The 13,447-nt window shown below is 68.0% G+C and carries 13 protein-coding genes; 9 read left to right on the plus strand and 4 right to left on the minus strand.

The genetic code is table 11. From position 1 onward, the window contains the following. Window positions 1-42: 42 nt before the first annotated feature. Window positions 43-1,374 carry an MFS transporter gene (locus tag DXK94_RS14370; protein ID WP_115525489.1) on the plus strand — a complete coding sequence of 444 codons (1,332 nt, stop codon included), beginning with the start codon at window positions 43-45 and terminating at the stop codon, window positions 1,372-1,374. Between the two features lie 81 nt (window positions 1,375-1,455). On the opposite strand, the gene DXK94_RS14375 is transcribed toward DXK94_RS14370, so the two are convergent. The 3 genes from DXK94_RS14375 to DXK94_RS14385 all read right to left on the minus strand — a co-directional run bounded on the left by DXK94_RS14375 (window position 1,456) and on the right by DXK94_RS14385 (window position 4,562). Then, window positions 1,456-2,103 (minus strand): phosphoribosyltransferase, encoded by a 648-nt coding sequence (locus tag DXK94_RS14375; RefSeq protein WP_115525490.1) that lies wholly within the window; start codon window positions 2,101-2,103, stop codon window positions 1,456-1,458. A gap of 95 nt (window positions 2,104-2,198) precedes the next feature. Next, the gene (locus tag DXK94_RS14380) at window positions 2,199-3,026 is read right to left on the minus strand and encodes an alpha/beta fold hydrolase (protein WP_079597760.1); all 828 of its coding nucleotides are present in this window, start codon (window positions 3,024-3,026) and stop codon (window positions 2,199-2,201) included. Between the two features lie 156 nt (window positions 3,027-3,182). After that, entirely contained in the window at window positions 3,183-4,562 is a 1,380-nt protein-coding gene (locus tag DXK94_RS14385) for an amino acid permease (protein WP_115525491.1), read from the minus strand. A 223-nt stretch (window positions 4,563-4,785) separates the two neighbouring features. Here DXK94_RS14385 and DXK94_RS14390 point away from each other — a divergent pair, with 223 nt between their 5' ends. From DXK94_RS14390 to DXK94_RS14410, 5 genes are read left to right on the plus strand one after another with little or no spacing between them, the layout of a single operon-like run. After that, window positions 4,786-5,496 (plus strand): NrtR DNA-binding winged helix domain-containing protein, encoded by a 711-nt coding sequence (locus DXK94_RS14390; RefSeq protein ID WP_115525492.1) that lies wholly within the window; start codon window positions 4,786-4,788, stop codon window positions 5,494-5,496. Continuing rightward, complete coding sequence (gene nadA / locus DXK94_RS14395; protein WP_115525493.1) at window positions 5,493-6,797, plus strand: quinolinate synthase NadA; 1,305 nt, start codon at window positions 5,493-5,495, stop codon at window positions 6,795-6,797. Before DXK94_RS14390 ends, nadA begins: the two co-directional genes overlap by 4 nt. 17 nt (window positions 6,798-6,814) lie before the next feature. Then, window positions 6,815-8,605: an L-aspartate oxidase gene (gene nadB, locus DXK94_RS14400; protein WP_115525494.1), complete on the plus strand. Its 1,791-nt coding sequence runs from the start codon at window positions 6,815-6,817 to the stop codon at window positions 8,603-8,605. After that, window positions 8,598-9,515, plus strand: a complete 918-nt coding sequence (nadC, locus tag DXK94_RS14405) for a carboxylating nicotinate-nucleotide diphosphorylase (RefSeq protein WP_115525495.1) — start codon at window positions 8,598-8,600, stop codon at window positions 9,513-9,515. Before nadB ends, nadC begins: the two co-directional genes overlap by 8 nt. A gap of 7 nt (window positions 9,516-9,522) precedes the next feature. After that, window positions 9,523-10,680 carry a cysteine desulfurase family protein gene (locus DXK94_RS14410; protein WP_115525496.1) on the plus strand — a complete coding sequence of 386 codons (1,158 nt, stop codon included), beginning with the start codon at window positions 9,523-9,525 and terminating at the stop codon, window positions 10,678-10,680. Between the two features lie 79 nt (window positions 10,681-10,759). On the opposite strand, the gene DXK94_RS14415 is transcribed toward DXK94_RS14410, so the two are convergent. Then, window positions 10,760-11,419, minus strand: coding sequence for a DUF1684 domain-containing protein (locus DXK94_RS14415; protein WP_079597716.1), 660 nt, complete (start codon window positions 11,417-11,419; stop codon window positions 10,760-10,762). 142 nt (window positions 11,420-11,561) lie between these two features. Here DXK94_RS14415 and DXK94_RS14420 point away from each other — a divergent pair, with 142 nt between their 5' ends. The 3 genes from DXK94_RS14420 (at window position 11,562) to DXK94_RS21960 (ending at window position 13,446) form a co-directional block, all read left to right on the plus strand. Beyond that, window positions 11,562-12,383 carry a hypothetical protein gene (locus tag DXK94_RS14420; protein WP_115525497.1) on the plus strand — a complete coding sequence of 274 codons (822 nt, stop codon included), beginning with the start codon at window positions 11,562-11,564 and terminating at the stop codon, window positions 12,381-12,383. Between the two features lie 74 nt (window positions 12,384-12,457). Continuing rightward, on the plus strand, window positions 12,458-13,264 hold the full coding sequence (locus DXK94_RS14425) for a transglutaminase family protein (protein ID WP_079597718.1): 807 nt from the start codon (window positions 12,458-12,460) through the stop codon (window positions 13,262-13,264). A gap of 68 nt (window positions 13,265-13,332) precedes the next feature. After that, entirely contained in the window at window positions 13,333-13,446 is a 114-nt protein-coding gene (locus DXK94_RS21960) for a hypothetical protein (protein WP_395929410.1), read from the plus strand. Window position 13,447: the final 1 nt, after the last annotated feature.

Consider the following 13,447-nt stretch of genomic DNA (forward strand, 5'->3'; position numbering starts at 1 on the left):
GGCGTCCCGGCGGCACTGCTGCCGATAAACAATGGAGTTTCAATGACCACACCTTCCAAGGTGGACACTCTTGCCGGTCCCAGTACCCGGCAGGAGGAACGCAAAGTCCTCGCCGGCACCCTCGTCGGCACCACCATCGAGTGGTACGACTTCTTCATCTTCGCCCAGCTGACCGCAACGCTGCTGTCACCGCTGTTCCTGGCGCCGCTGAACCAGTCCAACCCGGGGCTGGCGCAGATCCTCTCCTTTGCCCTGATCGGCATCAGCTTCCTGTTCCGGCCCCTGGGCGCCGTCGTCGCCGGCCACCTCGGCGACCGACTGGGACGCAAGGCCATGCTCGTCTTTACCCTGGTGATGATGGGTGCCGCCACCGCACTGATCGGCATGCTGCCCACCTACGCGCAGATCGGCGCCTGGGCTCCCATCCTCCTGATCCTCCTGCGGATCATCCAGGGCTTCTCGGCGGGCGGTGAATGGGGCGGCGCGGCGCTCATGGCCGTGGAACACGCGCCCCTGAACAAGCGCGGCCTGTTCGGCGCCTACCCGCAGATCGGCGTGCCGATCGGCATGATCCTGGCCACCGGCCTGCTGTTCTTCCTCAACAGCAGCATGTCCCGTGAGGACTTCGCTGCCTGGGGCTGGCGCGTGCCGTTCCTGCTGTCCATCGTCCTGATCGTGGTGGGGTACCTCATCCGCCGGGCCGTGGCCGAAAGCCCGGTCTTCCAGGAAATGGCGGCCCGGAAAGCGGAAAGCAAGGCGCCTCTGGGCGAGCTGGTCCGCAGCCATAAGAAGCCGGTCCTTTACTCCACCATGATCTTCATCGCCAACAACGCGGCCGGATACCTGCTGATCGCCTTCTTCATCGCCTACGCCACCCGCACACTGCAGATGCCCACCCCGCAGATCCTCCTGGCCACCACCCTGGCCTCCTTCGGCTGGCTGATCTTCACCCTGGCCGGCGGCTGGCTCTCGGACCGCATCGGGCGGGTCAAGACCTTCCTGACCGGCTACGCCATCATCTTTGCCTGGATGATCCCGATGTTCGCCCTGATCGACACCAAAAACATCTGGCTCTACGGCCTGGCGCTCTTTGTCCTCACGGTCGGCCTGGGCCTGTCCTACGGTCCCATGTCCGCGATGTACGCCGAGATGTTCCCCGCGAATGTCCGGTACTCGGGCATCTCCATCGGATACGCCTTTGGCGCCATCCTGGGCGGCGCCTTCGCCGCGACCATCGCCGAATTCCTGCTGCAGACGACCAGATGGACGGGGTCCATTGGCATCTACATCATGGTGCTGTGCGTCATTTCCGCCATCGGCGTGCTGCTGGCAAAGGAAACGAAGGGGCGGCCGCTGGGCGTCAGCCACCACTAGTCCCCACCGTCCCATGACGACGGCGGGCCCGGACTTCTCCAGTCCGGGCCCGCCGTCGTTGCCTGCCAATTCCAGGCGCTGTTACTGCTTCAGGAAGCTGATGGCGTCGTCGTCGGTCAGCTGTTCGAAATGCCGGTAAAAGCTGCCCACCGCGCGGAACTTGCCCGGTACGTGCAGGCACAACACGGCGTCACAGACCCGCTCCACCGAGGCCTCGGCGTCGATGGACCCCACCGGGGCGGCGGCAACCACCGCGGCCGCCCCGCCCTCGCGAACGGCCTCGACGGCGGCCCGCATGGTGGCGCCGGTGGCCAGGCCGTCGTCGATCAGCAGGACGGTCTTGCCGGCCACGTCATGGCCGGTTCCGGGGTAGACGTCCACCCGCCGGAGCAGTTCGGCGCGCTCGCGTTTCTCCACCTCGTCCAGCCACTCGGGGCGGACACCGTGCTCCATCACGCGGTCCAGCAAGGGCTTGTTGATCAGCCGGACGGTTCGGCCGCGTGCCCACGCCAGCGCACCGTAGGCCGTTTCCTCATGGCCCGGAATCCCCAGCTTGCGGACCAGCACGGTTCCCAGGGGAAGGTAGAGGGCCTTTGCTGCAGCAGCGGCCACCGGGATCCCGCCGCGGGCGAGGCCCAGGACCAGGGTGTCCGGCCGCTCGCGGAACTGCGGAAGCACCGCGGCCAGGCGCTCACCCGCCTCCGTGCGGTCTTCAAAAAGCGTAGCCATCTGCTCCTCCAGGCTTTCCAGGCCCCCGGTTTCAGCCTACCGCCAGGAACCCGGCACGGTGCGTTCGGCGGACGTTCCGCTGGGGAAACCGGACGTCAGACCGACAGGAACGTGATGGCGGCCTGCTTGAAGGCCCTGCTGGTGACAGCGTTGGTGTGGTTCCGCCCCGGCAGGACCAGCTGCTCGGCCATGGAGCCGGCGTTCTGTGCCAGCTCCGCAAGCTTCGGCAGGCTCCCAATCCGTTCATCCTGGTCACCGGCCACCAGGAGCATCGGCACATGCGGGACGGCTTCGGACGGGTCGTAGGGTTCCGCCTTGATCGCCTCCACCAGGGAGAGCAGCGCGAAGATGTTGTTACTGGGCAGCAGCAGGGCCATCTTCAGGAGCCTGGCCGTGGATTCGTCGGCGATCGGCGTGCCGTCGGCCAGGTAGTCCTGGGCGGCCACAAGATCGAACTCGGCCAGGGGATCGGCAATGTTCGGCCCGCCCAGGACCAGGCGGTGGACGAGCTCAGGCTGGGTGGCCCCAAACTCCCAGGCGAGCCGGGAACCCAGTGAGTAACCAACCACGTCCAGGCCGCTGGAAGGGTCACCGTCCTGCAGGGGCCGCACGCCGGCGTCGAACGCTGTCTGCAGCAGGTCCGCGCGGATCCTGCTCGGGGAGTAGGAGTCGCGGTCCTCGGGGGCGCCGCTGCGGCCGTGGCCCGGCAGGTCTACGGTGATGACCCGGCGTCCGGCCTCGAGGAGGGCGGCCACCCAGCCGGTGTCCTCCCAGTTCAGCTTGGAGGAGGAAGAGAAGCCGTGGAGCAGCAGGACCGGCCGGAGCCCGGCGTCAACGGCGGGATCATGCAGCGCCACATACAGCTGGGGGTCGGTGCCCTCCACGGTGTGCGTCTGCTGCTGCCCTGTGTGCCTGCCGCTCATGGTGTCAGTCCTCATCAACTACGGCGCCCGGGGACCCGGCGCTACGGTTCCTCATCCTTCGGAGCCGTGCCCGCGAAGGTAGGCACCACTCTACCTGCCGGGCGGACCGGAAAAACCAAGGCCCGCTGCCCCCTTCCACCCCGGGCGGGGCGCGGCCTACCGGTCCTGCCGTGTGCGGCCGGTGAGCCGGGCACCGACTGCGCAGGCCGCCGCAATGCCCGCGATCAGTGCGAAGGTGCTGAAGAGCTGCACCCGGCTGCTGTCGGCGCTGAAGCCCACCGCGAAAATAAGGCCCAGCAGGACCAGTCCCAGGATGGTAAGCCCCGGAAATCCCTTCATCCGCAGGGGCAGGGGAGTGCCGTCACGGTCGGCGCGGCGCCGCAGGACCAGTTGGGACACCAGCGCGCTGCCCCACACCACCAGGCAGGTGGACCCGACCAGCTGGAACAGGGCAGGCAGGATCCGCTCCGGGAACAGCAGTTCCAGGACCGTGGCGATGAAGCCGAAGGCCACGGACACGCCCACCGCGAGCATCGGGACGCTCGCACCGCTCAGCCGGGACAGGAAGCGCGGCGCCTCCGCCCGCTCGGCCAGGGAGTAGACCATCCGCGACGCCCCGTACAGGTTGGCGTTCAGCGCCGACAGGAGGGCGACGACGGCCACCAGGGTGATGGCGGTTGCGGCGCCGGGGATCCTGGCCGCGTCCAGGACTCCGGCAAAGGGTGAGGCCAGGCCTTCGGAGGTGGCCGGCAGCACGGCGGCAATCACAAAGACCGAACCGATGTAGAACACCAGGATCCGCCACACCACGGTGCGGATGGCCTTGCCCACGCTGTGTTCAGGGTCTTCGGTCTCCGCGGCCGCCACCGAAACGATCTCCGTGCCGCCGAACGCGAAGATCACCACAAAAAGCGCCGACGCGACGCCGCCCAGGCCCTGCGGGGCAAAATCTGCGGTGAGGTTGGCCAGGCCGGGGGACGCGACGTCCGGAAGGATGCCCAGGAGCAGGGCGGCGCCCACGGCCAGGAACAGCACGATTGCCGCCACCTTGAGGATGGCGAACCAGAACTCAAACTCACCGAAGTTCCGGACGCCGGCAAGGTTGATGCCGGTGAACACCACCATGAACACCAGTGCCAGCGCCCAGACGGGAACCACGGGCCAGACGGAGAACAGCAGGCCCGCTGCGCCAAGTGCTTCCGCAGCGATCACCACCACCAGCTGCAGCCACCACAGCCAGCCGATGGTGGCGCCCGCGGTCTTGCCCATGGCCCGTTCGGCGTAGACGGAGAAGGCGCCGCTGTTCGGGTTCGCGGCAGCCATCTCACCCAGCGCCCACATCACCAGGATGATGAGGGTTCCCGCCACCAGGTAGGAGATGAGCACGGCGGGGCCTGCCGCCTGGACGCCGGCCCCCGACCCGAGGAACAGTCCTGCGCCGATGGCGCTGCCCAGTCCCATCATGGTGAGTTGGCGGGGTTTCATGCTGTGGCCGAGGTGGCTGTGCGGACGCGCGGTGGCGGACTTCGTTGTCATGCGGGCTGAACCTTCTTGGGGTCTAGGGAAAGGGCTCCTCGTGGGACCACTTGAATTTACCGTGTTGGGGGCGCCGGCCGTACCCAGCAGAGCCGGCGCCGGACTACGTGCGGCCGGAAACATTTCCCATTCCGGCCGGAATGCCCGTAGAATTAGTTTTGGTCACGATGACCATAACTAAAGCGGGCGCCCAGCGCCCGACTCGGCCGAAGGCGGTGGAAGCATGTACAGCAGCTCAGCGAATGTCTCGGAGCGCCAGGCTGCGCCGCCGTCACTGGCCATCTCCACCGTCATTTTCGCGCTCCGGCCCAGCGAGACGTCCGGCCGGCCCACGCTCTGGCTGCCGCTGGTCCGCCGCATCCGGGAGCCCTTCAAGGGACTCTGGGCTTTGCCGGGCGGGCCGCTCACGCACAGCGAATCGCTGCAGGACGCCGCGTCGCGGAACCTTCGGGAGACAACCGGGCTGGCCCCCAGCTACCTGGAACAGCTGTACGCCTTCGGCGGCCTGCACCGCTCACCCACCCAGCGCGTGGTCTCGATCGTCTACTGGGCGCTGGTCCAGCCGACGGAGGCTGCCCTGGCGGACGTCTCGGAGAACGTCAGGTGGTTCCGCGCGGACCGCCTTGGGGACCTGGCGTTCGACCACAACGCCATCGTGGACTACGCGCTGTGGCGGCTGCGCAACAAACTTGCCTACGGCTCCGTGGCCTACCACCTGCTGGGCGAGTACTTCACCCTGGCGCAGGTCCGGGAAGTCTACGAGGCCGTGCTGGACCGCGAACTGGATCCCGCAAACTTCCGCCGGCAACTCAGGTCCACCCCCGAAATCGAAGAAACAGACCAATTCCTCCAGGGCGGCAAGCACCGTCCGCCACGCCTTTACCGCTTTACCGGCCGGCCCGGCCTTGACCCAGACAACAGGAGCACACTATGAGCAGCGTCAACACAGCAATCCAGCTGATCACGCGCGAACAGGCCGAAAAAGGCGCGGCGGCGAAGGGCAGCACCTGCAGCCCCGCCCTCGCCAAGGGCCCGTGGGACTACGACCTGGCCGAGGCCCTCGCCGGCGTGCCCGCTTACGGTCCCGGAGCGTCCAGTGCCGACGTTGCCCCGGCCGCCACGCCCCGCCAGGGCCAACTTCCCGAGGAGTACAAGCAGGCCAGCGACGCCGAGCTGGCAGGACGTATCCTCGCGGCAAAGGCTGAACTGGGGGACCGCGCCGTGATCCTGGGCCACTTCTACCAACGGGACGAAGTGATCCAGTACGCGGACTTCGTGGGTGACTCCTTCCAGCTGGCCAACGCCGCACTCACCAGGCCCGACGCGGAAGCGATCATCTTTTGCGGCGTGCACTTCATGGCCGAAACCGCAGACATCCTCTCCACCCCCGAACAGGCCGTCATCCTGCCCAACCTTGCCGCCGGATGCTCCATGGCCGACATGGCGGACGCCGACTCCGTGGCTGAGTGCTGGGAACAGCTGGAGGAAATCTTCGGCACCGAGCCCGACGCCGACGGCCGGGTTCCGGTCATCCCCGTCACCTACATGAATTCTTCCGCAGCCCTCAAGGCCTTCTGCGGCGAGCACGGCGGCATTGTCTGCACCTCGTCCAACGCCAAAACCGTCTTGGAATGGGCCTTCCAGCGGGCCCGCCGCGTGCTGTTCTTCCCGGACCAGCACCTGGGCCGCAATACCGCCAAGGCCCTGGGCGTGCCGCTGGAGCAGATGCCCATGTGGAACCCCCGCAAGGACCTCGGCGGGAATGACGAGCAGGCCCTCCTGGATTCCCAGGTCATCCTGTGGCACGGGTTCTGCTCCGTCCACAAGCGCTTCAGCGTGGCGCAGATCGAGAAAGCCCGGGCCGATTTCCCGGGCGTCCAGGTGATCGTCCACCCCGAGTGCCCCATGGAGGTAGTGGACGCTGCGGATTCGGCGGGCTCCACGGACTTCATCAAAAAGGCCATCGCCGCCGCCACAGAGCCCACCACGTTTGCCATCGGCACCGAGATCAACATGGTGAACCGGCTGGCGGCCGAATACCCGCAGCACACCATCTTCTGCCTGGACCCCGTGATCTGCCCCTGCTCCACCATGTACCGGATCCACCCGGGCTACCTCGCCTGGGTGCTCGAGGAACTCGTTGCCGGCAGGGTTGTCAACCGGATCACCGTTGACGACGCCGTGCAGGCCAACGCCCGGACCGCGCTCGAGCGCATGCTCGCCGCCAGGCCGTAATGAAAGGGCAGCCGAACATGCCCGCCCACAGGGCGGCAACCCAGCCGCGGGGCAACGCTGGCAGCGTCCCGCGGCGGCGGCTGATCGTCGTCGGCACCGGCATCGCCGGCCTGTATGCCGCGCTGCTGGCAGCGGACGCCGGCGCCGACGTTGTCCTGCTTACCAAGGGCCAGCTGGATGAAAGCAACACCTGGTACGCCCAGGGCGGCATCTCGGCCGTGCTCGCCGACCCCGCCCCCGGAGACTCCGTGGCCGCGCACATTGCCGACACGCTCCAGGCCGGGGCCGGGCACTGCGACGAGGACGCCGTCCGCCTGCTGTGCACCGAAGCACGCCAGGACATCGCAGGGCTGCAGCGCTTCGGCGTGCGTTTCGACCTGGCGCACGACGGCGGCCCGGCCCTGGGCCTGGAAGCGGCACACAGTGCCCCCCGCATCCTGCATGCAGGCGGCGATGCCACCGGCGCCAAGGTGGCTGAAGGCCTCATCCGCTCGGTACTGGCAAGGGAGGCGGAGGGAAAGCTCACCGTCCTGGCCGAGGCCTATGCCACCGCACTCGTGCAGCGGGACCGCAAGGTTACCGGCCTGGAGTACCTGCGGGACGGCCGCCGCTGCAGCCTCCAGGGGGACGCTGTCCTCCTGGCCACCGGGGGAGCAGGACAGCTGTTCGCCCAGACCACCAACCCCGCCGTGGCCACAGCCGACGGCCTCGCGCTCGCCGTCCGCGCCGGCGCCGCCGTGTCAGACCTGGAGTTCTTCCAGTTCCACCCCACCTGCCTGGTGAACGCGGCCACGGCCCACCCCGCCCGCCTGGACGGGCCCCTGCTGATTTCCGAAGCCGTCCGCGGTGAAGGGGCAATCCTGCTGGATGCCGGTGGCCGCCGCTTCATGCGGGCCTACCACCCCGACGCCGAACTTGCCCCGCGCGATGTGGTGTCCCGCAGCATCGCCCTGCACCTGGCCAAGCTCGGCGACCCCAACGGCCACGTCTACCTGGACGCCCGGGTCATCGAAGGAACCCGCGGCACCGGCTTCCTCGAGCGGCGGTTTCCCACCCTCACCCGGAAAACCCGCGAGGCCGGCATCGACTGGACCCGCGAACTGGTCCCCGTCGCGCCCGCTGCCCACTACTGGATGGGCGGCATCACCACCGACCTCCACGCCCGCACCAGCATCCCCGGCCTGTACGCAGCCGGCGAAGCTGCCTGCACCGGCGTCCAAGGGGCAAACCGGCTGGCCAGCAACTCCCTCCTGGAGGGACTTGTCTTCGGGCGCCGCGCTGTTCAATCCTTTCTTTCCGGTTCTGCTTGGGTGTCGCCTGACGGCGCTCCTCCGCGTACTAGCTCGGCCGCGGGCGGCCTCCCTTTGACGTACGCTTCCGGAGCCCCGGCAATCGACGAGGGCGGGTCACCTTCAGAAGGGCTTCCGATCAACGCGGCGGCCGAATCGGTTGCCTCGGCTGTGAGCCTGCCGGCCAACTTCGGTGGGGGGAGTGAGCCGTTCTCGCGGGATGGTCTTCGGCGGTTGATGACTTCGCATGCCGGGGTGCTGCGCTCCAAGGAACTGTTGGTAGAGGCGGCCGGAATCCTCGACCGGTGGGCCGCCGTCGTTCTTCCCGATGCTGTTGCTGCCGGCGGGGATGGCGATCCTGTGGAACTTGAAGACCGGAATTTGTTGCTGGCAGCCCGGCTGCTGGTCGCTGCCGCGCTTGCCCGCCGCGATTCCCTTGGGGCGCATTACCGCAGCGACGAGCCCGACGAACCCGAAACGTATTCCCTTCGCCCGAAAGCGAGCCTCCTCAATGACTGAACACTCCGTGCTGGACCAGGCCACCCGCAGGCACGCGGCCCCCGCGCTGACCCTGCCCGCGGCCCCCGTCCGGGAGATCCTCGAACGCGCCTTCGCCGAGGACGCTCCTGCCGGTGACATCACGTCCCAGCTCCTCATTCCCGCGGACGCACGCGCCACGGCCGTACTGAACGCCCGCGTCCCCGGCGTCCTGAGCGGGGCAACAGTCTTCCGGGAGGCCATGCAGCTCGTGGACCCCGGCACCTCCGTTGAGCTGCTGGTGGGCGATGGGGAAACGTTCGACGCCGGAACCCACCTCGCCCGGGTCAACGGACCGGCGCGCTCGGTGCTCCTTGCCGAAAGGGTAGCGCTCAACCTGGTCCAGCGGATGTCCGCCATCGCCACCAGGACCGCCGAGTTCGTGCAACTCACGCAGGGCACGTCCGCCCGGATCACGGACACCCGCAAGACAACCCCCGGGCTGCGCGTCCTGGAACGGTTCGCCGTGCGCTGCGGCGGGGGAGCCAACCACCGCTACAGCCTCTCCGACGCCGTTTTGGCCAAGGACAACCACCTGGCCGTCATGACCGGCGGGGACCCGGCCAAGCTCACCGGACTCCTGCTGGCCGCCAAGGCCCAGCTGGGCCACACCACGCACTTCGAAGTGGAAGTGGACCGCATGGACCAGATCGAACCCGTCCTGGCCGCAGGCGTGGACACCATCATGCTGGACAACTTCACCGTGGACGAGCTGAAGGCGGGCGTGGCGCTGGTGGCAGGACGGGCACGGGTGGAAGCGAGCGGAAACGTCAACCTGGAGACCGTTGCAGCCATCGCCGCGACGGGTGTGGACGTCATCTCCGTCGGTGCCCTCACCCACACGGTGGCGGCCCTGGACCTCGGCCTGGACGTCGAACTGACCGTGCCGTGAACACGCCGTGATCTTCCTCGACGCCGCCGCCACCACCCCGGTCCGCCGGGAAGTGCTGGACGCCATGTGGCCCTACCTGACCGGCGAATTCGGAAACCCCTCGAGCCATCACAGCCTCGGTGAGGCAGCGGCCCGGGCGCTCGCAGATGCGCGGGCCTCGGTTGCTGCCGTCCTCGGCTGCCGGGCCGGCGAGGTGACGTTCACCTCCGGGGGCACGGAGGCGGACAACCTGGCCGTCAAAGGTATTGCCCTGGCACGGCAGGCTGCCGACCCGGCGCTGACCAGGGTGGTGATCAGCGCCGTCGAACATCCCGCGGTGGAGGAATCAGCCCGGTACCTGGAGCGCTTCCACGGATTCACCGTCGATGTGCTTCCCGTGGACAGCACCGGCCAGGTTACGCCGGAAGCACTGGCCGGCCTTCTCCGGCCGGAAACCGCTCTTGTCAGCGTCATGTATGCCAACAACGAGGTGGGCACCGTCCAGCCCGTCGCCCGGCTGGCCGCCCTGGCCCGGGAGTACGGTGTGCCCTTCCACACCGATGCCGTCCAGGCGGGGGGCTGGCTGCCGCTGGACACCAAGGCGCTGGGCGTTGATGCCATGAGCATCTCCGGCCACAAGCTCGGTGCGCCCAAAGGCTGCGGCCTGCTGTTCGTGCGCGGCCGGACCAGGCTGGAGCCGGTCATCCACGGCGGCGGCCAGGAACGCGGCCGGCGCTCCGGGACGGAAAATGTGGCGGGAGCCGTTGGCCTGGCCACCGCCCTGACGCTTGCCCAGTCCCGGCAGCGGGACCAGGAAGTGCGGGTAACGGTGCTCAGGGACACGTTCATCAGTGCCGTGCTGTCCGCTGTACCCGGGGCGGTCCTCACCGGCCATCCCACAGAGCGGCTTCCATCCGTGGCGTCGTTCTGCTTTCCCGGGACGAGCGGCGAATCCGTGCTCCTGGAACTGGAACGCCAGGGTGTAGTGTGCTCAAGCGGATCAGCATGCGCCGCCGGCTCCGATGCGCCCTCACCCGTGCTGACCGCCCTCGGGATTTCCGCCGAGGTTGCGCAGACGGCGGTACGGTTCAGTTTTGACGCGTCGGTGACGACGGAAGACCTGGACGCCGCTGCCCGGGCAGTCAGCACGGCGGTCGCGAGTGTCAGGACCCTCGGCGCGGGCTAGCGGTGCCTGGTCCTAGCAGGCGGTGGACGGGCTGTTGTTCCTCCACGAGGGCGGGGGAGGAAAATGGATCCGTCACTCGTCAGTAAAGCTCGCCTACCGGGATCTCCACGGCCAGCCTGTTGGACGGGCCGGGCAAAGGGCATGCCCAGGCCTCGTTGTACGCACACGAGGGGTTGTAGGCAAAGTTGAAGTCCAGGACGAACGTGGCACCGGGGCCGGTGCCCTGGACGCCGTGGAAAGCGCCCTTGATGGTGTCCAGCAGATACCGGCCTGCCCCGTAGGTTCCACCCGGCTGCCCTGCTGTGGCGTCGCGGAAGGGCACGAAGATGCCGCCGCCGTAACCGTGGAGCTTCCAGACCGCGAGCTGCCCCATCTCCGGCAGGTCGAACGTGCCCAGCCGGATGAAGCGGACTACGCCGTCGGTGCCCGTATCCACGGTCAGTTCGCGGCCGGCACCTTCCTTGGTCAGCGGCACATGGAAGCGGTAAATGGGATCGTAGTCCGCCGTCTTCAGCCCCGAAAACCGTGCTTTGTCTGCCGCGGTCAGCGCGGACGCCGGGTGTGTGGCAAACATTAGGTCGCGCTGGTGCCGCCAGTAGGAATGCGCCTCCGCCGGATTCTCCGCGGAAAGCTTCCGGACATTGTCATACAGCGCAAATGTCCGCAGCCGCCAGTCTGCAATGTCGACGGCGGAGATGTCCGCCGGGGTTTCTTCGGCTATGCCGTGCTGTTCCGCCATAGCCCCAGCCTAGCCCCCGGGGCAGGCACACCCGTCCGACGGCGACACGCCCCGCGGGTGCGCCGGTTCCGGCCCGCGGGACCTGGCAGGAAACGCCCGCCGGGTGGACGGCCGGCACAGGCTCCGCGGCTAGGCTGGCTTCATGAGAGGCAAGGCATCAAAGACAGTCCTGTCCGGGGCACCACTGCTGGCGGTCGCGCTTGTCCTGGCGGCCTGCTCAAGTCCGCAGGGCAGCGGTCCGGGCTGGACGGCGCAGCCTGGTCCGACAGTGCAGCCGGACACCTCGGAACAGCCGGGGCCCTCCGGAACCTCGAGCCCGTCTGCCGGGGCAACGCCGTCAGCCACCGGCGATGTTTCCGCTTCCGCAACGCCGCAGGGTGCTGCCACCGCCTCTGCCTGGAAGACGTTCTCCGATCCCGCAAAGACGGTGAGTTTCGAACTGCCGCAGGAGTGGATCGCCCAATCGGTGGCCCCGGAGGAAGGCACCCTGCCCGGAGCGCTCAAGATCGAGGTGAAGAAGCCCGACGGCACGTACATCGCTGCCCTCCGGACGGGTTTGCCGCCGTCGTCGGCTGAATGCCCGGAAGGCTCCCGGAAGGCATATACGGTGATCAGCAGCGTTCCCGTGGACGTATCCGCCGAGGGCGGTGAAGGGACCATCCCGCCGCGTATGGTCTTCCGCGTCATCCAGGGCTACCGGTATTTCGGTTCCTACGGCATCACCAACGTTGTGGGCGGTGCGGACAACCAGGCCTGCGAGCTTCGGAATGTGGTGCGCGGACCGGCCGGCAAGGGCGACTGGTCCTTCGGCGACGTGGTGTCCCTGAAGGCTTTCGCGCCGGATGAAAAGGTGGCTCCGGCAAAGGCGTTCGACACCCTGGGCCAGGCCGGTGACTACACCGGCGAAAGTTCGGAATTCGCGAACGTCCAGCGGATGCTAATGTCTCTGGAGATCAAAAACTAGTCCCCGTTTCCGGCTCCCACAGGTGCCGGGGCAAACGGCGGCTTTCCTTCCGACGCCGATACCCCCGGAGATTCATGGAACGCTCTGTTTCCGCACGCCTGGCCTTTCGAACCGTAGCCAACACCAAGGTGGCCATGGCCATCGCCGTAGCGAGGAACAGCGGCTACTCCTCGTTTGAGGAATCCCTGTCCGTGATGGCCGGCGGCGAACAGGTCCCGCTCACCGAGGTCTCCGACCACCACGGCGGCCGGCTCCACTACATGGAGTTCGCGGAGCCCGCGGACGTGGTTGTGGAGTACTCCGCCACCGTGGCCGGCAGGGCGGAGCCGGAAGACGCAGACCTGGCGGACCGCATCCGGTACGTCCGCCCCAGCAGGTACGCGGAATCAGACCGGTTGCTGCCCACCGCCTATGCGGAATTCGACTCTGTCCAGGGCAGCGACCTGCTGCATGCGGTACGCAACTGGGTCCACGGCGAGCTGCGCTACCTCAGCGGCTCATCCCGGGGCACGGACGGCGCGGTGGAAACGCTCCTCAGCCGGCGCGGCGTGTGCCGGGACTTTGCACACCTGGCCATCGCCCTGCTTCGCTCAAAGGACATCCCGGCGCGGCTGGCGGCTGTCTACGCGCCCGGCCTCAGCCCCATGGACTTCCACGCGGTAACCGAGGCCTACGTGGACGGTGCCTGGCACGTCATCGACCCCACGGGGCTGGCCCCGCGGGAGTCGATGCTGCGCATCACGGCCGGCCGGGACTCGTCCGACACAGCCTTCCTGTCCACCGTGGGCGGCAGCCTGGTCCTGAACCAGCTGGGGGTCACCGCCGTGGTGAACGGCGACCTGCCCGTGGAGGACCCTGCCCGGTTGGTGCAACTGGGCTGACTGGCTGCCACCTGCCGGGGCCCTCGCGTGCTGCTGCCTAATACGAAAGTAGGGTGGGTTAGGCTGCGGTGGCTGGTGTGATGGTGACGTCGAAGCCGAGGCTGTTGAGTTTTTTGATGGCGTTGTTTTTGGCTTTGATCGGGTCCAGCCGGGTGAAGTGGTCCGTGCCGGGGTCGGCATAGC

Origin of the sequence: Arthrobacter sp. RT-1 (assembly GCF_003367205.1) — a bacterium.
Lineage (GTDB): Bacteria > Actinomycetota > Actinomycetes > Actinomycetales > Micrococcaceae > Arthrobacter.

Excerpts from the sequence above, each read along its gene's own strand:
- DXK94_RS14370 (WP_115525489.1), top strand. The coding sequence starts at position 43 with ATGACCACACCTTCCAAGGTGGACACTCTTGCCGGTCCCAGTACCCGG.
- DXK94_RS14375 (WP_115525490.1), bottom strand. The coding sequence starts at position 2,103 with ATGGCTACGCTTTTTGAAGACCGCACGGAGGCGGGTGAGCGCCTGGCC.
- DXK94_RS14380 (WP_079597760.1), bottom strand. The coding sequence starts at position 3,026 with ATGAGCGGCAGGCACACAGGGCAGCAGCAGACGCACACCGTGGAGGGC.
- DXK94_RS14385 (WP_115525491.1), bottom strand. The coding sequence starts at position 4,562 with ATGACAACGAAGTCCGCCACCGCGCGTCCGCACAGCCACCTCGGCCAC.
- DXK94_RS14390 (WP_115525492.1), top strand. The coding sequence starts at position 4,786 with ATGTACAGCAGCTCAGCGAATGTCTCGGAGCGCCAGGCTGCGCCGCCG.
- nadA (WP_115525493.1), top strand. The coding sequence starts at position 5,493 with ATGAGCAGCGTCAACACAGCAATCCAGCTGATCACGCGCGAACAGGCC.
- nadB (WP_115525494.1), top strand. The coding sequence starts at position 6,815 with ATGCCCGCCCACAGGGCGGCAACCCAGCCGCGGGGCAACGCTGGCAGC.
- nadC (WP_115525495.1), top strand. The coding sequence starts at position 8,598 with ATGACTGAACACTCCGTGCTGGACCAGGCCACCCGCAGGCACGCGGCC.
- DXK94_RS14415 (WP_079597716.1), bottom strand. The coding sequence starts at position 11,419 with ATGGCGGAACAGCACGGCATAGCCGAAGAAACCCCGGCGGACATCTCC.
- DXK94_RS14420 (WP_115525497.1), top strand. The coding sequence starts at position 11,562 with ATGAGAGGCAAGGCATCAAAGACAGTCCTGTCCGGGGCACCACTGCTG.
- DXK94_RS14425 (WP_079597718.1), top strand. The coding sequence starts at position 12,458 with ATGGAACGCTCTGTTTCCGCACGCCTGGCCTTTCGAACCGTAGCCAAC.